We start from the raw sequence: 18,533 nt of genomic DNA, 5'->3' as shown, positions 1-18,533 counted from the left end.
CCTAAAGTATGAGCGGCCTTATTTGGTCGGTAGCGGCAGTACGAAGCCGTTCGAACCGAAACGGTGCGCCCGCGACGACACCCTGAACCCGTTCCCCGGCCGTCGGCGCCTCGGTTCCGCTTAGTCGGTCGGACCCGCATCCTGCCGACGCATTCCACGGACGCGGCCGGCAGCGCCGGCCAGCGTCCCGGCGCCGTGAATCAGGCCCGATCGCAGCGGCAGCCCGATGTAGTTCGTGGGCGTGACCGCGTCGGCGAGGATCATCAACCACTGCTCTCGCTCGCTCCGCCCCTGTTTGGCCCACAGGTACGGTCGCTCGACCTCCTGACGATACGTCTTCGTGAGGTAGTCCGACACCGAGTCCGCGTATACGTGATCGACCACCAGGTCCGGGTCGTAGTATATGGGCGAGACCCTGAGGACCCGCTCCGCGAGCTCGAGCTCCTCGTGTCCCCACGGGATCTCCTCGTCCCACCCGCCGACCTCGTCGAACACCGCTCGCCTGACCCCCATGTTACAGCCCCAGAAGCGCGTGACGTAGCGCGGCTCGTCGCCGAAGTCGTAGTGTTTGGTGAGATTCCCGGCGAAGATGTCGTCGCGGGGGTGGACCGTCCTCCCAGCGACGGCCGTCTCCGTTTCGAACAGCTCGGACATCCGAGCGAGGTACCCCTCGCGCGGCCGGGAGTCGTCGTCGAGGAACACCAGTTTGTCCGACTCCGCGCGCTCGATGCCCGCGTTCCGGGCAGACGTCGCCGTGGGCTCGCTCTGGAGGCAGACCTCGTAGTCGGAAAACGAGTTGGACTCCAAGTGGTCGATACACTCGACCTCGTCTCGAGGCTTCAGCGTGGGGATAATGACACTGATGTCCGTCATACACCTTAGATCGGCGGTTCTCGCTTTCGTTATAGATTACTTACCAGTTGTTCGGACGGTCCCGCGGTCCTCCCGCTCCGAAATGGGCCGAGCCGTTTGGCCAGCGTTGACGCGTCGACGGCGCTCGCGGTCTCGTCTCGCACCGGTAACGATACGTTACTCTAGGGTACGAAGATCGTAACTAGGCCGCGGAACCGTGACGACCGAGTATGACCGTTGTGCGTGTCGCCCGGGGTCGGACCGAGACAACTGTAACTGAGCGACGCCGCGGGTCCGGCGAGACTGACCGACCCGGCGCGAACTGACATGCCGTTCGAACCGCTGTCGGACGCGAGCCGGGCCGCGAACCTGGTCAAACACCAGGCTCTCAAGCGGCTCAACCGGCGACGGAGCACGTCTGCGGTCCCGCCCGCTCGGTTCGAAGAGCTGCTCGACTACCACGGCGACGGGCACTCGAAAGCGTTCGTTCACGTCGGGCTGAGCGACGTGAAACAGGCGTTCGGGACCGACCCGTACGCGTTCCTCCGGTCGACGCTGAGCGACCGCTTCCGGAGCGTGCTCGCGCCGGGGTTCACGGACTACTTCGCCACGTCCGGGGTGTATCACAAGGAGTACTCCCGGCCGAAACACGGGACCTTCGGGCCGCTGTTCCTCCGGGACGCGGACTACCGGACCGACGACGCGATGAAGTCGATCCTGGTCGAGGGGCCGTACCGCTTCGACGGCTGCCGCCACTCGGACAGCTACCACGAGGACGGCTGCTTCGCCCGTCTCGTCGAGGAGGACACCCTGATACTGGACGTCGGGACGCCGTGGCTTACCTGCTCTCACCTCCACCACTTCGAGAGCCGGCTCGACCTCGACTACGTCGCCGAGGAGACCTTCGAGGGGGTGCGATGCTCCGAGGAGGACGGCTGCGTGCCGGTCGAGCAGACCTGCGGGGTCCGGACTTCGCCGTTCTACTCGTGGAACAAGCCGAAGCTGACCAGGCGCCTAGAGCGCGACGGCGTGCTCCACAGGTACGACCTGAACGGGCTCAAAGTCCTCTTCTTCACCCTCGGCGACCTGGAGTCGTCCCTCGTTCCGCGTCTGAAAGCGGACCCGCAGTACCTGGTGACGCTATGACCGTGATCCCCCGACATTCAGACGACACCAGGGTAGGTGAGACGGTGCGGGCCGCGCCGCCGGACCCGCTGGGAGCCCCTCGCGGCGCCGTCGTCGGTAGTCGACGGATAACAAAACTGATCTCCGTGGAGGGGGCTGACATGAACGGCGAATCCCCGCCCGGTCGGCCGCTCATCGGGCCGTGCGGTGCGGACGAGGGCGGCGGTCGACAGTTTGACGGCGCGCCCGAGGAGGAGACCGCGCGGAGGCGGTCGGTGTGCGGACGGAGGGCGAGATGAGCCTCGTCGACGGGGCGGACGCCGACGCCGCCGACGGCGAGTCGGTCTCGGCGTCGGCCGCGTCCGCGGTCCCGATGTCGACGGCGGTGCTCGTCGTCGGCCCGGCGGGGTACCGTACCGAGGGTACCGGAGGGATCGGCCAGTACATCGCCGAACAGCGGCGGCATCTCGAGGACCGCGTGTCGCTAAACGTCGTCGACACCGCCGTGCGGACTCCAGAGCGACCGATCGAGTACCTCCGGACCGTAGTGACCGTCCTCCTCGTGTGGCTCGGATTCCTCGCGCGCCGGCGACCCGACATCGTCCACGTCCACACCTCCCACTCGTTCTCGTTTTTCCTCTCGGCCCCGTACGTACTCGTCGCCGGGCTGTTGTGGCGGCGGCCGGTAATACTCCACGTCCACGGCTCCGCGTTCGACGAGTTCCTTGAGGACGCCTCGGCGGTGGCCGCTCGCTTCCAACAGGCGGTGTTCGACGCCTGTACCGCGGTCGTCGCCCTCTCGGACCACTGGCGCGAGGTCCTCGCTGCTCGCGTCCCGTCGGAACGCATCGTCGTGATCCCCAACGCCGTCAACCCGGACGAGTACGACCCGGACCCTGGAGCCGACCCGCCGCATCTCGTGTTCGTCTCTAACCACATCGAGCGGAAGGGGATAGTAGAGGTGACGAGGGCCATCGACGAGCTCAGAGACGCCGGGGTCCGGTTCCGGGCGACAATCGCCGGAAGCGGCCCGCTGTCCGACCACGCTGAGGCCGTCGCCGACGCGCACGACGGTGTGGAATACGTCGGCTTCGTGTCCGAAGAGCGGAAGCGCGACCTCCTCGGTGAGGGGAGCGTCTACGTCCTCCCCACGAGGGCCGAGGGGCTGCCGATCGCCGTCCTCGAGGCGATGGCCGGAGCGAACGCGATCGTCTCGACCGACGTCGGGGGGATCCCTTCCCTCGTCGACGAGGCGAACGGTGCGCTCGTCGTTCCCGGGGACGGTCGGGCTCTAACAGACGCCCTCGAGGAGGTGCTCGCGGATCCGGAGGCGACCGAACGGATGGGCCGAGTCAGTCGCCGCCGCATCGAGGAGTCCTATGCGTGGCCCGACGTGGTCGAAGAACTGCTCTCGCTGTACGCTCGCGCGCTGGACGACGACGCTGCGACCACCCCCCCCGAGGAGTGAACCGGTCCTCCCCGCGGCCGCTGCGTCCGGTGGACCTCGGTCAGAAGGCTGTACCTGTGCCGAGGTATGAGCCGTATAATAATCAACACGGGTCCTGTCGGTAGGGAGTATGCGAAATCACCCTTCCGAAGGCGTCGTCCGGTGGGTACGCGATGAGCGAGGGGCTCCGTCCCCTCCGAACGTGTCGGAGGGTGAACCCGAGCGCCGGAAGCTCCGGTTCGGAGCGAAAGCCCTCGTCACGAACGACGACGGGGTCCTGCTCGTCAGGGAGCGCCACGACGACGGCTCGCCGTTCTGGACGCTCCCGGGCGGCGGCGTCGAGCCCGGGGAATCCCTCTCGGAGTGTCTCAGCCGGGAGATCGCCGAGGAGATCCGGTGCCGCGCCGCCGTCGGCAAGCGGGTCGGCCGCCTTGTTTACCGGCACACGAGTCGCCCCGCGACGACCGTCTACACGATATTCGACGCGACGCTCGAGTCGGAGCCAGCGCCGAACCCGTCGGAGCGAATCCTCGACTACGACTGGCTGAAGCCCACTGAGCTGCTGTCGACGACTCTCGAACCCGTCGAGCGCTTCATCGAGCGGTCGGTGGCGGAACCGGACGGAGAGCGGTGACACCGCCACCGAGCCACACGATGACGGAAACTCAGGAAAACGGACTGAGCCAGGACGAGCTGTTCAGCCTCCTCAGCAATCCGCGACGGCGGTTCATCCTTCAGTACCTGAATAAGAACCCGGGTGGGATCCGACTACAGGACCTCGCGACCGAGGTCGCGGCGTGGGAAAACGAGACGGACCCCGAGGAGCTGACCGACAAAGAGGAGAAGCGGCTCTACGTCTCCCTCCATCAGACGCACATTCCGAAGCTCGAAGCGGCCGGGATCGTCGAACACGACAGCGACACGGGCGAGATACGGCTCACTGACCGCGGCACCGACGTCAACCGCTACCTCGACGCGGACGCCCCCGACGGCGACGACTCGCGACCGTGGGGACGCTACTACCTCCTGATCGCCCTGTTCGGTGTCGCGGTGTACGGCCTGGTCACGCTCAGCGGCGGATCGGTCGACCAGACCGAGGTCGTGGCGATCGGTGTCGCCTGGGCTCTGCTCGTCGCGATCGCGCTGTTCCAATATATCGAGACCGAACGGGGCGGTCGGGACTGAGCCGCACCGTCGGGGGGACCCGTCCGTCACTCCGAGCGCCAGACCGCCCGCGGCAGGGCGAAACCCGGTTTTCCGTCGCGGAGCCAGAGAGCCGCGGTCCCGCAGAGGAAGAGCCCCTGTGCCAGGAAGTACGTCCGACCTACTTCGCCGCCGAGGAGAGCCCGGCTGTCCAGCAGCAGCTGTAGCGTCTTCGCGCCGAGCCCCGGCGGGGCGGAGGCGGACACGGGGGGCGCGTAGACCGGCCAGAGGAACGAGGGGAGGACCGGCGGCCGACCGAACAGGCCGGCGAAGAGGATGTCTCCCAACACGTGGATCACGTTGCCGATCGCGACCGCGGCGCCGAACTCGGCCTGACCCCTGAACCGGAGGCCGACGGCGACGGCGAGCGCGACGGGAACGCCGACGATCAGGGAGTGCGCGGCGCCGACGCCGTTGCTCAGCAGTCCGAACTGCCAGGCCAGTGGCTTGTCGATGAGGTCCGGAAGTTGGGTGGCGACCGCGAGGACGACCGCGGCCCGGTCGCTCGGCCGACGCCGTAACGCGATCCGGACGAACGCCGAGAACGCGACGTACCCGACCGCCAGGTGACTCCACGGCCACATCGCTTACTCACCGCTCGCCGCGGACGGCTGGATGTCCAACCAAACGTAGGTGGTCCTGTACGCCGTGTCGGCCGTCGGGTTCTCGGGCGGATCCCCTCGGTAGAGATACGTCACGAAGCGCACGTTCTCACCGGCGAGCGACGCCCGGAACTCCTCGGACTCGCGCCAGCTCTCACCCTGCGCCAGCTCGAAGGCGTGTTGGTCTATCCGACGCTTGTCGGTGACGACGACTGACCGCCCGCTGAGCTGAAATCGTTGAAGCTCAGTGACGACGGTGTACTCGACCGGCCGATGCTCGTCGTTGGTCACGCCGACGGTGATGGCAGCCGACTCGCCCTGGGTCAGCGCGTTCGGGTAGTCGTTCGCGACCAGCTGTCCCCCCTGTTCGGTCAGGAGGTGGAGGTCCGTCGCCGTCTCTCCGTCGGCTGGGACGGTCACCGCCGTGCCCAGCGTTCCGACCGCGAGGATCACGCTCACCGCGAGGATGACCGTGGAGGGAGTTAGACCGCCGGAGAGGAGGCCGGATGACGATATCTCGGTCCCGGATCGCGCCGGTCCGGTCCGGTGACCGCCGCCTCCGGAGTGGCCGGTGCGACGGACGACCGTGGCGGCGGCGACGACGACGACGTACCCGGAGACGAGCCCGACGAGCCCCCACGTGGTCAGCGCCCCGACCGCGAGGTAGACGATGATCGCGAGCAGGGGGAGTATCGCCAGACTGCCGCCGAGCGAGAGCGCGAACCGCTCGACGACGGTTGTGAACGTCCATGGCGCGCGCTCGCGCCCGGCGTACGCGAACGCCGCGGTCACGTACCCGGGGAGCACGAGGAGCAGGAGGACGGCGGGCGGGAGTCGGGCCACACCAGTCGTACCGATCGCGATGGTCACGACCGAGACCGCGACCGACACCCCCACCGCCAGAAGGTCGCGGCTCTCGAAGAGCTCGTCGGCTATCGAACTCATCGCCGTCCGGGGCGCGAGCGGTTGGGCCCGCTACGGCGGGTTCCTACGGCGACCGGGACTGGACGACGGTCACGCGGTGCGGGGTGACGCTCGCCGGACGAGGGGGCACGGCCGCGTGAGACGAGACGGCGGTCACTCATTCGGACATCTCTCCGTCGGGTCGCCATATCGTTATGGAGAACATATTCCGGTCCTCTGACGCGATGGCCGATCGCCCGCAGCCGGTAAGATTTCGTTACCGCCTGACTCCGCGCGGATCGCCGACAGCCGGACCGCGGGAACCGAGTCGTCGTCGCGGCGCTCGGGTCGTCGTAAACAATCTCCACGCCTTATGCCCGTACGGCAGGTAGGGAGCCCGATGGAGAACGAGCGGAACGAAGACTCCACTGACTGGGATCAGATCGGGTTCATCATCAGCTCCAAGTACCGAACGGCGGTGCTCGAACAGCTCGTCGACGGCCCGTCGATCCCCTCGTCTATCGCGTCCCGAACTAGTCTCCCGATCACGCACGTCTCGCGGGCGCTGCGCTCCCTCCGGGAGCGCTCGCTCGTCGAACTGCTCGTCTCGAAAGAGAAGCGAAAGGGTCGCATCTACGGCGTCACTGAGGAAGGGAAGCGGCTCTGGGAACGGATCGAGGCCGAGGGGTTGGCCGACTGAGCCTCGACGCGGCCGCGACGGGAACGCTCGGCGCCGTTCTCCGCGCTCTCCCGGAGGCGATCCGCTCGCGGTCGTCGACCGCGTTCGCGGACGGGTCCTCCTCGATGTCGACGAAGTAGACCGTCAACTCGCCGTTATCCCTGACTTTCCCGACGTTCGGCTGGGCAGCAACGGCCTCGAAGCTCTCCGCGGAGTACCGCAGTTCCCGGTACGCCTCGACCTCCCGCTGGCGGTCGGCCTCCGCGACCACGAAGTAGTGGTCACGCCTGACGACTTCCTCCGGGTGGTTCGCGTAAAACGTCGGCAACCCGTCCAACATCGCCTGCTCCGGGACCGGTGCGCTCTTTTTCACGGCCGGTTTTACCTGTCGGTCCCACGGCGCCCCCGCCGCGCCGTACAGCGCGATCTCGTAGCGATCGGACGTGTGACGCACTCCGCTGAACCACACCGGCGACCCGCTCGACTGGCTCGCGAACGCCCGCTCGTAACCGTCCATCTCGCCCTCCGGGACGTGCGAGCCAGACAGGTAGACGAACGGAGAGGGGAAAATCGTCGCCAGCGACAGCGACAGGACGAGCACGACGGCCGCGACCGTCGCGACTGTTCTGGCGTCGGGGAGCGACGCCGCGATCCGTCGCCCGGTCGACCGGCTCTCGGGCTCAGTCCACGGGTAATCGACGTCGCTCACGGACGATTCCTCGTCGAGCAGGTACCGGACGCCGACCGCCCCGAATATCGTGGCGAGCATCACGAGGAACCCGACGTGTCGGAAGAGGTACGTCGAGATGGACCCCACGAGGTGGGCCGCGAAGAACGGGAACAGCAGCAGACACCCGGCGAAAAACAACGCGGTGACGTCCCTGGCGGTGTCCGGCGTGGACCGCATCGATCCGGCCCCGGCCGGCGGGCCGAGGTAGCCGGTCAGTCGCCCCGCCACGACCCCCGCCGCGAGCAGCGAGTAGACCGCCGCGACCCCGAACAGCTTGACGAACAGCACCTGGATGCTCGCCCCGACCGACGACGCGGACTCCCTCTGGCTCGCCACGCGGGGAGTCGCGCTACCGTCGCCGGTGACGAAGTCGCTCACCGACTGGATCATCGCCTCCGCCGTGTTGATGAACTGCCACTCGTGGGTGGCGATCCAGGCCGCGAACGCCACCGTGAGAAAGATCGTCTGAAGCGTGACCAGCCGGTACCCGGCGATCGGGTCGTTCGGGCGGAACCATCGGAACGCGTGCTGTGCGACCGCCATCCCACCGAGCAGCAACATGACGTTCAACGCGACCTGAGGGTGAACCAGCAGGAGGGCGAACAGGACCGGCGGCAGGAGGTAGGTCGTCGGGGCCGGCCGCCGCAGTCCCACGTCGAACGCCGCACCGTCGTCGTACCCCAACCCGGCACGGTCGATCGCTCCCCGTCCGTCCGCGACCCGTTCGACGAGGCGCTCACGTCCGTCCCCGCCGATCAGGTGCGAGAACACGAGGTACAACACGAAGGGAACGAACAGCATCCCGATCGAGTAGGTGTGGAAGTGGAGGTACGTGCTGACGTTGTTTACCGGGAGGAGGAGGAACGCGGAGAATGCCCCGACCCCGAGCGCCCGGCGGTCGGGGACCAGAAACCAGACGCAGAGCGCGACGCTCGCGAAGAACAGGAGCGTGTACGCCCACATGACGAGCATCATGGCCCGTGGGACGTCCACGGCCGCGACCTTCGCGAGCCCGGTCGCGATGAGGTGGCTCCCCGGATAAAACAGCTGGAGCGGGTCGTTTCCAATCTTTATCGACCGGACGAGTCCGAGGTGAACGAGCGAGTCGCTCCGGCCGTAGAAGTGGTAGCCCCGGATCAGCGGGAGCCCGGCGACCGACCCGGCCCCGAGCCCCCCGAGTAGCACCGCCGGTGCGAGGTACCGCTCGGCGGTGAGGAAGACGGCGACCGAGATCGCGGCTACGACGGCGAGCGCCGCCCACGTCGCCGTCGGCGTCGACGCGTATATCGACAGCTCGTAGCCCGTCGCCGGGGCGGTGTACGCGGCGCCGACCGCGGCCCCGAGGGCGAGGTAGCCGACCGCCAGTCCCGTTTCGACCACTTCCTCTCTGCCGAGTCTGACCGGCTTCCTCACGTCGTCTCACTCCGTGTTCGATCTCGCGGACCGCGACTCGTCCGCGTTGTCGCGGGCCTGACGCGCTGGTGAACGAGCACTACCCTATCGAACCCGGTGGCGTGTTTTGTTATACATCGGTTACCGGCCCCGGAAGCCCCCCGTTTCCCCGCCCGCCGGGGGTCAGGGCGGTAAGCGAGCCATTACAATTAGATCGGGTCTCCGAAATCGAGCACATGCGATTCGTCTTCTTCACGAACACGCCCGCCCACGTACATCTGTACAAACACGCCGTCGACCGACTGGAGCGGGCCGGTCACGACGTGCTCGTCTTGGGCCGGGACTACGGCTGTACGGTCGCGCTGCTCGACCGGTACGACCTTCCCTATCGGATCTACGGCGCCTGCGGAACGACGAAGGAGTCGCTGTTCCGGAACCTCCCCTGGCACTACGCCCGCCTCGTTCCCGCGGTCCGGTCGTTCGCTCCCGACGTGATATTCGGGGTCGGCGCGTACGCTGCCCACGCCGGGTTGGTCAGCGGCGCCCCCGCGGTGTTGGTCCTCGACTCGGAGCCGACCTCTCTCGATCACGCCGTCTCCCGACCGTTCGCCGCGGCGTTCCTCACGCCGCACACCTTCGGGAAGGATCTCGGGGAATCCCATTACCAGTTCCACGGCTTCTGCGAGACGGCGTACCTCCACCCGGACGCCTACCGGCCGAACCCGGAGATACGCGATGCCCTCGACCTCGCCGACGACGAGGCGTTCGTCCTCCTGCGGTTCAACGCGTTCGGGTCGCACCACGACGTGGGGCACTCCGGATTCGCGCCGGAACAGCGCGAACGGCTGGTCGAGACGTTCGCGGACCACGCCGCGGTGTTCGTCTCCGACGAGGGCGGGACGCTGGACCTCGACTCGCTTCCCGCCCGCGAGTTCGACGTCCACCCCGCGCTACTTCACGACGCGCTGTCGGCGGCGCGGCTCGTCGTCACGGACACGCAGACGGTCTGTACCGAGGCCGCGCTGCTCGGGACGCCGGTCGTCCGATCCAACTCCTTCGTCGGCGACGGCGACATGGGGAACTTCACAGAGCTGGAGCGACGGGGTCTAGTGGTCAACACTCCCGAGTTCGAGGAGGTCGTCTCTACGGGCGTCGACGTCCTGCGCGACGAATCGATCGGCGAGGACTGGCGGCGCCGACGCGACGAGTACGTCGGCGGACTCGTGGATCTCACGGACGTGATCGTCGCGGTCGCTGAAGCGGACGGCGGGACCGCGGTCCCGGGCCTCGAACGGTGGCGCGGCGGGACCGAGCGACACACACCCGACCGGTCGACGCCCCTCACGGAGGAGTCGACGTGACGGCCTCCGACATCGGGGCGGCCGACGAAGACGGCGTGAACCGCGCGGAGAGGGCCGGCGGTGAGCCGGGTCGGCCTCTCGCAGACCGCGGGACCGACGACGCTCTTCCCGCGCTCGAGACCGGCGGACACGACGACGCACACTGGGTCGCGGACGACGCCGTCGCGGAGATTCTGACGGAGACGCTCCGCTATGCGAGGGAGCGCGACTACACCGGCTGGGACTACTTCGACGGCATGAGCAGCCGCATCAGGCGGGCGCTGCCCTTCGAGACCAAGTGGACGAACATCCTGATACAAGAGGTCATAAAGCGGGCGCCGGTCAACGTCCGGCGGCTCATGTCGGTGGAACAGCGGCAGAGCTTCAAGGGGACCGCGCTGTTCGTGCTGGCAAATCGGCGGGCGTACGACCGCCTCGGCGACGCCTGCTACCGCCGCGAGGCCGACCGGCTGTCGACGTGGCTCGTCGAGAACCGGACGCGCGGCTACGGGGGGTTCTGTGGCGGGCACCAGCACGCGACGCAGGGGCTCGACAAGCGGTTGCCGGCGAAACACCCCGGCATCGTCTCGACCGGTTACGCGGTGCGAGCGCTGCTGTCCCAGAGCGACGGCACCGGAGACGTCGAGAACGACGCGGATCCCCTCGACGGAGCTGCCGGCGGAAGCCTCGCGGCGGTCGCCGAGTCCGCGCTCCCGTTCGTGTTCGAGGCGCTCAACTACCGGGAGTCGGACGGGACGGCCAGGATCGACTACCACGCCGGCGCCGAGGCGGGCGAGGCGACGGTCATCAACGCGAACGCGCTCGGCGCGCGGCTGCTCCTCGACCTCCACGATCGCCACCCTCGTCCCGAACTCCGCGAGCGAGCGGAGCGGATCTTAGACTACGTCGCGAGCCAGCAGGCCGACGTCGGCGGGTGGACGTACACCGACCCGCCGTCCGCCTCGCACCTCTCGATGGACAACCACCACAACGGGTTCGTCTTGGAGTCGCTCCTCCGGCATCGAGAGGTGACGGGGGCGACCCGGTACGACGACACGCTAGAGCGCGGGATCGAGTTCTACCGCCGGACGCTGTTCGAGCCCTCCGGGGCGCCCAACTGGGACGAGGAGAGCGCCTATCCGAAGGACGTCCACGCCGCGGCGGAGGGGATCGTGCTGTTCAGCGCGGCCGGCGACACGGCGTTCGCGTCCCGGATCATCGACTGGACGCTCTCGGAGCTGTACGCCGGCGACGGGCAGTTCTACTACCAGAAACGCCGGTTCTACACGAAGCGGTTCACGCTGATGCGCTGGTGTCAGGCGTGGATGGCTTTCGCCCTCGGCGAGTACCTGAACGCCCGTGAGCGAGGGCGCGAACGGAACGGGCAGTAGCGGTCGGCGGCGCGACCGCGCTTCTCCTCCGCTCAGTCGTCCGGCGCGTCGGCGAGCCTCGTCTCGATGGCCGAGACGGTCAGATCGGCCGCGTTGCCGCCGCCGTACAGCTCGGGTTTCGGCGGGAGCTCCGATCGGTCGAACAGCGCCCGGGAGATGCGGTCCGGGTCGCTCCCGACCAGCACGTTCCATCCCGCCTCGACGGTCTCGACCCACTCCGTCTCGTCGCGGAGCGTGACGCAGGGCGTGTCGAGGTAGAACGCCTCCTTCTGGACCCCGCCGGAGTCGGTGGCGACCTTCGACGCGTTCGCGAGCAGTTGAAGGAACTCGACGTAGCCGACCGGGTCGACGAGGCGGACCTCCGCAGCCGCGCGGTCGTACAGGCCGTGCTCCCGGAGCGCGTTCTCCGTCCGCGGGTGGAGCGGCAGGACGACCGGGATGTCGACCCCGGTCAAACCGTCGAGGATCCCTGCCAGTCGGTCCGGATCGTCGGTGTTCGACGCCCGGTGGACCGTCGCTAAAGCGTACGCGTCGGGGCGGAGCCCCGGAACCGGGAGGGGAGCGTCCCCGTCGAGCACCCGGTCGCGAACGGCGAGGACGGCGTCGTACATCACGTCGCCGGTCACGACCACGTCGCCCCTGATCCCGCCGTCGCGGAGATTCTCCGCGGCGTTCTCTCCGGGCGTCAACAGCAGGTCCGAGCAGTGGTCGGTGAGGACGCGGTTCACCTCCTCGGGCATCGACCACTTGCCGCTCCGGAGGCCGGCCTCGACGTGCGCCAGGATCGGTTCCCGTTTCGCCGCGACCAGCGCGGCCGCGAGCGTCGAGTTCGTGTCGCCGTAGACGAGCACGGCGTCCGGCGACTCCGCCTCGATCACCTCGTCTATCAGGCGCATCATCTCGGCCGTCTGCGGGGCGTGATCCGCCGATCCCACGCCGAGGTTGTACTCCGGTTCCGGGATGTCGAGCTCCTCGAAGAAGACCCCGGACAGCGACTCGTCGTAGTGCTGTCCGGTGTGGATCAGGACCTCCTCGTGGTTCGCGCGCAGCCGCCGAGAGACCGGGAACGCCTTGACGAACTGGGGGCGCGCGCCGACCACCGAACAGATCCGCACGGGTCAGTCCTCCCTCGCGGTCGACTCGTCCGTCGTCGGTGCGATCCCCGAGCGCTCGTCCCCGGTAGCCCCCTCGGACGCGGCGAAGTCGAACTCCCCGGAGAGGTCGCCGGGCTCGACGTGGACCTCGAGGCCCGCGTCGGCCCGCCGCTCGGCCGCGACGCCGGTGAGAAACGATGCGAGCCCGAACAGCCCGAAGACGCCGGTTGCGACGGTCGTTCCGCCCGCTCCGGTGAAGGCAGACCCGGCCGCGAGCGCGGCCCCGCCGACGAGCAGTCCCATCCCGAGCAGCTGTGCGACGGCGGTCGGCGACCCCATCCCGCGGTCGCCGTCGTCGAGCAGCCGACCGAGGTAGCTCCGAAACAGCAGCAGCGAGAGTCTCGGGACGAACGAAGCGTACCGGATATTGCTGGTCTCGTCGCCGTACACCGCCCGCATCGGCACGTCGGCGATCCGAAGCCCCTGTTTGTTCAAGCGGACGAGCAGGTGGTTACAGAACCCGTAGTCCTCGTAGAGCGACTCGAATTCGACGCGGTCGAGCGCCCGGCTGGAGATCGCGGTGTACCCGTTCTGGGGGTCCGCCATCCGCCAGTAGCCGCTGGCGATCCGGGTAAGCCCCGTCAGCAGCACGTTGCCGAACATCCGCCACGTCGACATCTGCCGCCGGTACTCCGCGTGTCGCAGGCGGTTGCCCTTGGCGTAGTCGGCCTCGCCCCGGACGACGGGACCGATTATCCGGTCGAGTATCGCCGGGTCCATCTGGCCGTCGCCGTTCATCACCGCCACGACGTCGACGTCGGCGTCGTCGGCCATCGCGTTGCGGTAGCCCGTCTTGATGGCGCCGCCGACCCCAGCGTTCTCGCGGTGGCGGAGCGCGACGACGATGCGGTCAGGCAGCACCGTCCCGGTGCGCGCGTCGCGGGCAACGATCCGGTCGCGCCAGGCCGGCCCCGCCGCGACTTCGGTCCCGTCGGGACCGTTCGTCACCGATCCCGACCCGTCCGCCAGCGGTCCCGATCCCTCCGCGGGCGACTCGTCGGCGATCGGTCGCAGGCTACCGCCGGGTCGCTCCGACCCTTCGAGCCCGGTGAGCGTCTCGCGTATCTCCGTCCACGTGCCGTCGGTCGAACAGTCGTCGACGACATACACGCGGTCGACGAACCCGGGGACGGTCTCGATGACCTCGCCGACGAACCCCGCCTCGTTGTACGCTGGGATCACGACGGCGACGGTGGCGCCCCCGTACATCAGCGCCACCCCCGTCCGACGGTGTAAACGCTGTGTGCCGTCTCCGAGAGGTCAAGCGCCTGTCGCCCGTCGACGACGGTGATGCCGCGCCGACCCCCCTCCGGTCCCTCGCGTTCGAAGGCGCGCCAGTCGACGTGCCCGAACTCCTCGTGAGCCGTGACGAGGGCGGCCGCGTCGACGTCGCGTTCCGTTATCTCGTCGATATCGACGCGCTCGGCGGGCATTTCGGGCAGTTCGTCGAGGATCGGGTCCACCGCGAGGACGGTCGCACCCAGCCGGTCCAACCGGTGAGCGACGTCGATCGCGGGCGAAGCCCGCGCCTCGGGAACGCCCGCGCGGTAGGCCACGCCGAACAGCGCGACCGTCGCGCCCTCGACGGGGCCGTCGGTCGCCAGCCCGTCGACCAGCGTCTCGACGACGAACCCCGGCATCAGCTCGTTGACGGACCTCGCCGTCCGGATCAGCGGCGCGGGGTCCGCCACCCCGTCGAGCAGGAAGTACGGGTAGTACGGGATGCAGTGCCCGCCGACGCCGGCGCCAGGGGTGAGGATATCACAGTACGGCTGCGTGTTCGCGGCCTCGATGGCCTCGATCACGTCGACGTCGAAGGCGTCGGTCAACGTCGCCAGCTCGTTGGCGAGCGCGATGTTGACGTCGCGGTAGACGCCCTCGAAGAGCTTGACGCACGCCGCCGTCCTCGCGCTGTCGGTCCTGACGACCTCGTTGTCGCTCACCTCGTCGTAGACCAGCGCCGCGACCCGCCCGCTCTCCGCGTCGACACCCCCGACGACCTTCGGATACGACCCGCGGATGTCGCGGAGCGCGCGGCCGCTGGCGGTTCGTTCGGGGGTGTGCGCGAGCCCGAACTCCCCCGGCTCTCGGTCGCCGGCGGTGAGGATCGGCTGGATGACCTCCGCGCACGTCCCCGGCGGGACCGTCGATTCCACGAATACCGCGTCGCCCGGGTCGAGACCGGACCGCACGGTCTCTGTGACCGCCTCCAGCGCCCCGAGGTCCGGGTCGTCGTCGCCGTCGATCACGGTCGGCACGACGATCACGTGGACCCGAGCCGTCGCCGCCGCGGCCTCCCCGTCGGTCGTGGAGGTGAACCGGCCGTCGGCGACCAGCTCCGACAGCAGCCCGGACACGCCCGGCTCGTGCTCGAAGGGGTTGTTCCCGTCCGCCAGCGCGGCGACGCGCTCGGGGTCGACGTCGACGCCGGTCACCGCACCGCTCGTCTCGCCGTACACCAGCGCCAGCGGCAGCCCGATCTTTCCCATCCCGTACACCGCGACGGGGGCGCGCCCCTCGCGGAGGGCCGCGCGCTGTTCGTCCGGAGACGCGTCGGCGCCGTACAGCCCGACGGTCTCCGTCGAGGGAGCGTTCGTCGTCATCGGCCACCCGACTTCGCGACCGGCGCTTCGGGACCGTCGAGCGCCTCGCTGATCTCGCGGATCAGCTCGATCACCCGGAGCCCGTCCTGCCCGGTGACCTCGGGGGCGGTCCCCTCGTTCACGGCCGAGACGAACGACGCGATCTCGCCGCGGAGGGGCTCGCCGTTTTTGACCTGCGGTCGCTCGACGACGCTCTCTGAGCGGTACCTGACGTCGCCGTTCGACTCGACGTAGCCGGGCAGCGAGTGCCGGTGGATCTTCACCGACTGGGTCAGGTAGTCTACCGTCACCCGACAGTCCCGACCGGTGACCGCGAGTTCGCGGACCTTCTGGTGGGTGATCCGACTCGCGGTCAGCGTGCCTAACACGCCGTTGTCGAGCCGGAGCGTCGCCGTGACGTAGGGGTCCGAGCGGATCCCCGCCGCGAACGTCTCGTCGACCTCGGCGTCGAACAGCGACAGGAGGATATCGAGGTCGTGGATCATCAGGTCCTCGACCACGCCGTCGGCGGTATCGCGGTCTATCGGTGGCCCGAGCCGACGGGCGTCGACCGCGAGGACGTTCATCTCCGGAAGAACGTCTCCGAGGGCCCGCACCGCCGGGTTGAACCGCTCGATGTGGCCGACCTGCAGCCGGAGGTCCTTCCGGTCGGCGAGCGAGATCAGCTCCCGGCCGGTCGCAATGTCGTCGACGAACGGCTTCTCGACGAGGACGTGCGTGTCGGCCTCCAGCGCCTCCCGCACGACCGACGCGTGGAACTGCGTGGGCACGACCACCGAGACGGCGTCGACCGCCTGAAGCAGCGTCCCCCGATTGAGCGCCCGCGTCCCGTGTTTCTCGGCGATCTCTTTCGCCCGGTCCCAGTCGTCGTCGGCGACGCCGACCAGGTCGACCGCGGACGACCCGGCGTACACGCGGGCGTGGTGGGCGCCCATGCTCCCGACGCCGATGACCCCGACGCGGAGCGGCGCGTCGTCAGTCATTCGCGATCACCTCCGCCTCCGGCAGGCCGTAGTGGTCGCGGACGGCGTCGGCGATCCGGGTGAGGTCCTCGTCGGTGACACCGGGGTGGACGGGCACCGACACGACCTCGTCGACGATCCGACTCGCCGTCGGAACCGACGCTTCGTACCCGTCGTACGCCGGCTGGTCCGGGATCAGCGTCGGGTAGTAGACGGCCGTGTCGACGCCGCGATCGTCGAGGTGCTCCCGGAGCGCCGCCCGGTCCGGACAGCGGATCGTGTACTGGTGGTAGACGTGACGGCGCTCCGGCGGCTCCACCGGCAGCGTCAGCGCCGAGACGTTCTCGAGCGCCGCCGAGAGCCCCGCCGCGTTCTCCCGGCGGCGCGCGTTGTACGCCGGGAGCTTCCGGAGCTGTTCCACCCCGATAGCGGCCGAGAGGCTCGTCAGTCGGAGGTTGTGCCCGACCGAGACGTGATCGTAGCCGTGGTCGGCGGAGTCCGACCGCCCGTGGTTGACGAAGCGGGCGGCGCGCTCGGCGACCCCCTGATCGTCGGTGACGACCATCCCGCCCTCGCCGGTCGTCATGTTCTTCGTGGGGTAAAACGAGAAGCAGGCGGCGTCACCGAACGTGCCGACGGCCGTCCCGTCGTAGGCAGCTCCGTGCGCCTGCGCCGCGTCCTCTATCAGCGCGACGTCGTGTTCCTCGGCGATGTCGGTCAGCCGGTCCATCTCCGCGGCCAGCCCGTACAGGTGGACCGGGAGAATCGCAGCGACGTCGTCGGTCGCCTCGACGACGGCCTCGACCGAATCGGGGTCAAGCGTGTACGTCGCCGGGTCGATGTCGGCGAACACCGGGCGCGCGCCGCAGAGCCGGACGGCGTTCGCGCTCGCGACGAACGAGAAGGGCGTGGTGACGACCGCGTCGCCGTCGCCGATCCCGACGGCTTCGAGCGCGGTCTGTAAGGCGGCGGTCCCGTTGGCGACCGCGACCCCGTGGTCGGCGCCGCAGAAGTCAGCGAACTCGCGTTCGAACTCGCGGACGACGGGGCCGTCCGCCAGTCGGCCGCTCGCTAACACCTCGCGGACGCGCTCGAGTTCCCGTTCGCCGACGTCGGGGTCGGCGATGGCGACCCGGCTCATGCTATCGTGTTGGAGTCGTCGAGCGGTTCCGGGAGGTCTCGGTGTTCGGCGGGGACGCCGGCGGCGAGCGTCTCGGGCGGCACGTCGTCGGTGACGACGGCGCCGGCGGCCACGAACGCCCGTTCGCCGACGGAGACGCCGGGGAGGACGGTCGCGTTGGCGCCGATAGAGACCGAGTCGGCGAGCGTGGGCCCCTCGAGGTCGCCGTTCCGGCGGACGGGGTAGGGGTCGTTCGTCAGCACCGCGCCCGGTCCGACGAACACGCCGTCGCCTATCGCGGTCTCCCGGGGGACGTACACGTTCGTCTGGAGGCTCACGTGCGAGCCGACCGTCGTCTCCCCGTCGATGACGCTGTTGGTGCCGACGAGGACGTCGTCGCCGAGCTCGGTCCCTTCCCTGACGAGGGCGTTGTGTCCGGTCGTGAACCCGTCTCCCGCACGCACGTCCGCGTACACGATCGAACCGGACCGCACCGTCGCGTCGGCGCCGAGGACGGTCGCACCGGCGCCCTCGGCGTACTCGTACCCGACCGTCGCGCGCTCGCTCACCGTCGACCGCGGACCGAGTTCGACGTTCGTGACCGTCGAGGCCGGGGCGTTCCGTTGTAAATCGTCCATGACTGACTCGTGTGGCGATGCGGCCGGTCCGGTCATTGTTATGGAGAGGCTTGTCGGGGTACGATCTGCATACTCGGTCGGCCCCGACCGGCGACCGAATCCACGCTGAAGCGGGCGAAATCGGGCGAGAGGACCATTCGAAAGGCGCTCGGCGCGGATCTGGATCGACGGCCGGTCCGCCGAGCGGAACGCTGACGAGGGCCCGCGTCGACGGAGCCACGGACGCGACCGGGGCAGAATGCCGTGAACCCGACGACGGAGTAAGGAGTGGGCACGCGGCTCACGTCTCGCGTTACTCGCCTCGCCTCCGGCGTTACTCACCTGTCCCCCGGCGTTACTCGGCTCGCGCCAGCGGGGGATCGCTATCGCGCCGCTCCCCCTGTTCGAGCCCG

At 68.9% G+C, this 18,533-nt stretch carries 17 protein-coding genes; 7 read left to right on the top strand and 10 right to left on the bottom strand.

Features of this window, described 5'->3' with window-relative positions:
• Nucleotides 1–120: 120 nt before the first annotated feature.
• On the bottom strand, nucleotides 121–873 hold the full coding sequence (locus EXE45_RS01435; protein ID WP_137693316.1) for a glycosyltransferase family 2 protein: 753 nt from the start codon (nucleotides 871–873) through the stop codon (nucleotides 121–123).
• 306 nt (nucleotides 874–1,179) lie between these two features.
• Between EXE45_RS01435 and EXE45_RS01430 the strand changes: the two genes are divergently transcribed.
• The 4 genes from EXE45_RS01430 to EXE45_RS01415 all read left to right on the top strand — a co-directional run bounded on the left by EXE45_RS01430 (nucleotide 1,180) and on the right by EXE45_RS01415 (nucleotide 4,609).
• On the top strand, nucleotides 1,180–1,998 hold the full coding sequence (locus EXE45_RS01430) for an AAC(3) family N-acetyltransferase (RefSeq protein WP_092922459.1): 819 nt from the start codon (nucleotides 1,180–1,182) through the stop codon (nucleotides 1,996–1,998).
• A gap of 256 nt (nucleotides 1,999–2,254) precedes the next feature.
• Nucleotides 2,255–3,445, top strand: coding sequence for a glycosyltransferase family 4 protein (locus tag EXE45_RS01425; RefSeq protein ID WP_241989410.1), 1,191 nt, complete (start codon nucleotides 2,255–2,257; stop codon nucleotides 3,443–3,445).
• Between the two features lie 181 nt (nucleotides 3,446–3,626).
• Nucleotides 3,627–4,058 carry an NUDIX hydrolase gene (locus EXE45_RS01420; RefSeq protein ID WP_394327279.1) on the top strand — a complete coding sequence of 144 codons (432 nt, stop codon included), beginning with the start codon at nucleotides 3,627–3,629 and terminating at the stop codon, nucleotides 4,056–4,058.
• A 20-nt stretch (nucleotides 4,059–4,078) separates the two neighbouring features.
• A complete protein-coding gene (locus EXE45_RS01415) occupies nucleotides 4,079–4,609 on the top strand; it encodes a hypothetical protein (protein ID WP_137693315.1) in 531 nt (176 codons plus the stop codon).
• 26 nt (nucleotides 4,610–4,635) lie between these two features.
• Here the strand turns inward: EXE45_RS01415 and EXE45_RS01410 are convergent, their stop codons facing one another.
• Both EXE45_RS01410 and EXE45_RS01405 read right to left on the bottom strand, forming a co-directional pair.
• Nucleotides 4,636–5,211 (bottom strand): metal-dependent hydrolase, encoded by a 576-nt coding sequence (locus EXE45_RS01410; RefSeq protein ID WP_137693314.1) that lies wholly within the window; start codon nucleotides 5,209–5,211, stop codon nucleotides 4,636–4,638.
• A 3-nt stretch (nucleotides 5,212–5,214) separates the two neighbouring features.
• Nucleotides 5,215–6,174 (bottom strand): DUF1616 domain-containing protein, encoded by a 960-nt coding sequence (locus EXE45_RS01405; RefSeq protein ID WP_137693313.1) that lies wholly within the window; start codon nucleotides 6,172–6,174, stop codon nucleotides 5,215–5,217.
• A 358-nt stretch (nucleotides 6,175–6,532) separates the two neighbouring features.
• Between EXE45_RS01405 and EXE45_RS01400 the strand changes: the two genes are divergently transcribed.
• The gene (locus EXE45_RS01400) at nucleotides 6,533–6,832 is read left to right on the top strand and encodes a transcriptional regulator (protein ID WP_092922471.1); all 300 of its coding nucleotides are present in this window, start codon (nucleotides 6,533–6,535) and stop codon (nucleotides 6,830–6,832) included.
• On the opposite strand, the gene EXE45_RS01395 is transcribed toward EXE45_RS01400, so the two are convergent.
• Nucleotides 6,774–8,954, bottom strand: coding sequence for a hypothetical protein (locus EXE45_RS01395; RefSeq protein WP_199233583.1), 2,181 nt, complete (start codon nucleotides 8,952–8,954; stop codon nucleotides 6,774–6,776). The two genes, EXE45_RS01400 and EXE45_RS01395, sit on opposite strands and share 59 nt — an antisense overlap.
• Nucleotides 8,955–9,169: 215 nt before the next feature.
• Between EXE45_RS01395 and EXE45_RS01390 the strand changes: the two genes are divergently transcribed.
• Nucleotides 9,170–10,294, top strand: coding sequence for a DUF354 domain-containing protein (locus tag EXE45_RS01390; RefSeq protein ID WP_092922474.1), 1,125 nt, complete (start codon nucleotides 9,170–9,172; stop codon nucleotides 10,292–10,294).
• Entirely contained in the window at nucleotides 10,291–11,664 is a 1,374-nt protein-coding gene (locus EXE45_RS01385; RefSeq protein ID WP_241989409.1) for an antibiotic ABC transporter permease, read from the top strand. Before EXE45_RS01390 ends, EXE45_RS01385 begins: the two co-directional genes overlap by 4 nt.
• Nucleotides 11,665–11,696: 32 nt before the next feature.
• Here the strand turns inward: EXE45_RS01385 and wecB are convergent, their stop codons facing one another.
• From wecB to EXE45_RS01355, 6 genes are read right to left on the bottom strand one after another with little or no spacing between them, the layout of a single operon-like run.
• The gene (wecB, locus tag EXE45_RS01380) at nucleotides 11,697–12,779 is read right to left on the bottom strand and encodes a non-hydrolyzing UDP-N-acetylglucosamine 2-epimerase (protein WP_137693312.1); all 1,083 of its coding nucleotides are present in this window, start codon (nucleotides 12,777–12,779) and stop codon (nucleotides 11,697–11,699) included.
• 3 nt (nucleotides 12,780–12,782) lie between these two features.
• Nucleotides 12,783–14,027 carry a glycosyltransferase family 2 protein gene (locus EXE45_RS01375; RefSeq protein ID WP_137693311.1) on the bottom strand — a complete coding sequence of 415 codons (1,245 nt, stop codon included), beginning with the start codon at nucleotides 14,025–14,027 and terminating at the stop codon, nucleotides 12,783–12,785.
• Nucleotides 14,027–15,421 (bottom strand): nucleotide sugar dehydrogenase, encoded by a 1,395-nt coding sequence (locus EXE45_RS01370; protein WP_092922484.1) that lies wholly within the window; start codon nucleotides 15,419–15,421, stop codon nucleotides 14,027–14,029. The genes EXE45_RS01375 and EXE45_RS01370 overlap by 1 nt, the downstream gene beginning before the upstream one ends.
• The gene (locus EXE45_RS01365) at nucleotides 15,418–16,404 is read right to left on the bottom strand and encodes a Gfo/Idh/MocA family protein (RefSeq protein ID WP_137693310.1); all 987 of its coding nucleotides are present in this window, start codon (nucleotides 16,402–16,404) and stop codon (nucleotides 15,418–15,420) included. The genes EXE45_RS01370 and EXE45_RS01365 overlap by 4 nt, the downstream gene beginning before the upstream one ends.
• Entirely contained in the window at nucleotides 16,397–17,524 is a 1,128-nt protein-coding gene (locus EXE45_RS01360; RefSeq protein ID WP_137693309.1) for a DegT/DnrJ/EryC1/StrS aminotransferase family protein, read from the bottom strand. The genes EXE45_RS01365 and EXE45_RS01360 overlap by 8 nt, the downstream gene beginning before the upstream one ends.
• The gene (locus tag EXE45_RS01355; RefSeq protein WP_199233582.1) at nucleotides 17,521–18,141 is read right to left on the bottom strand and encodes an acyltransferase; all 621 of its coding nucleotides are present in this window, start codon (nucleotides 18,139–18,141) and stop codon (nucleotides 17,521–17,523) included. Before EXE45_RS01355 ends, EXE45_RS01360 begins: the two co-directional genes overlap by 4 nt.
• Between the last annotated feature and the right edge of the window lie 392 nt (nucleotides 18,142–18,533).

Origin of the sequence: Halorubrum sp. SP9 (assembly GCF_005435015.1) — an archaeon.
GTDB classification, from domain to species: Archaea; Halobacteriota; Halobacteria; order Halobacteriales; family Haloferacaceae; genus Halorubrum; species Halorubrum sodomense.
The sequence above is the reverse complement of the archived record's forward strand: the minus strand, read 5'-3'. Positions and strand labels throughout refer to the sequence as shown.

Coding starts and splice junctions, on each gene's coding strand:
- EXE45_RS01360 (WP_137693309.1), bottom strand. CDS start 17,524: ATGAGCCGGGTCGCCATCGCCGACCCCGACGTCGGCGAACGGGAACTC.
- EXE45_RS01365 (WP_137693310.1), bottom strand. CDS start 16,404: ATGACTGACGACGCGCCGCTCCGCGTCGGGGTCATCGGCGTCGGGAGC.
- EXE45_RS01415 (WP_137693315.1), top strand. CDS start 4,079: ATGACGGAAACTCAGGAAAACGGACTGAGCCAGGACGAGCTGTTCAGC.
- EXE45_RS01400 (WP_092922471.1), top strand. CDS start 6,533: ATGGAGAACGAGCGGAACGAAGACTCCACTGACTGGGATCAGATCGGG.
- EXE45_RS01435 (WP_137693316.1), bottom strand. CDS start 873: ATGACGGACATCAGTGTCATTATCCCCACGCTGAAGCCTCGAGACGAG.
- EXE45_RS01410 (WP_137693314.1), bottom strand. CDS start 5,211: ATGTGGCCGTGGAGTCACCTGGCGGTCGGGTACGTCGCGTTCTCGGCG.
- EXE45_RS01355 (WP_199233582.1), bottom strand. CDS start 18,141: ATGGACGATTTACAACGGAACGCCCCGGCCTCGACGGTCACGAACGTC.
- EXE45_RS01370 (WP_092922484.1), bottom strand. CDS start 15,421: ATGACGACGAACGCTCCCTCGACGGAGACCGTCGGGCTGTACGGCGCC.
- EXE45_RS01375 (WP_137693311.1), bottom strand. CDS start 14,027: ATGTACGGGGGCGCCACCGTCGCCGTCGTGATCCCAGCGTACAACGAG.
- EXE45_RS01405 (WP_137693313.1), bottom strand. CDS start 6,174: ATGAGTTCGATAGCCGACGAGCTCTTCGAGAGCCGCGACCTTCTGGCG.
- EXE45_RS01390 (WP_092922474.1), top strand. CDS start 9,170: ATGCGATTCGTCTTCTTCACGAACACGCCCGCCCACGTACATCTGTAC.
- EXE45_RS01430 (WP_092922459.1), top strand. CDS start 1,180: ATGCCGTTCGAACCGCTGTCGGACGCGAGCCGGGCCGCGAACCTGGTC.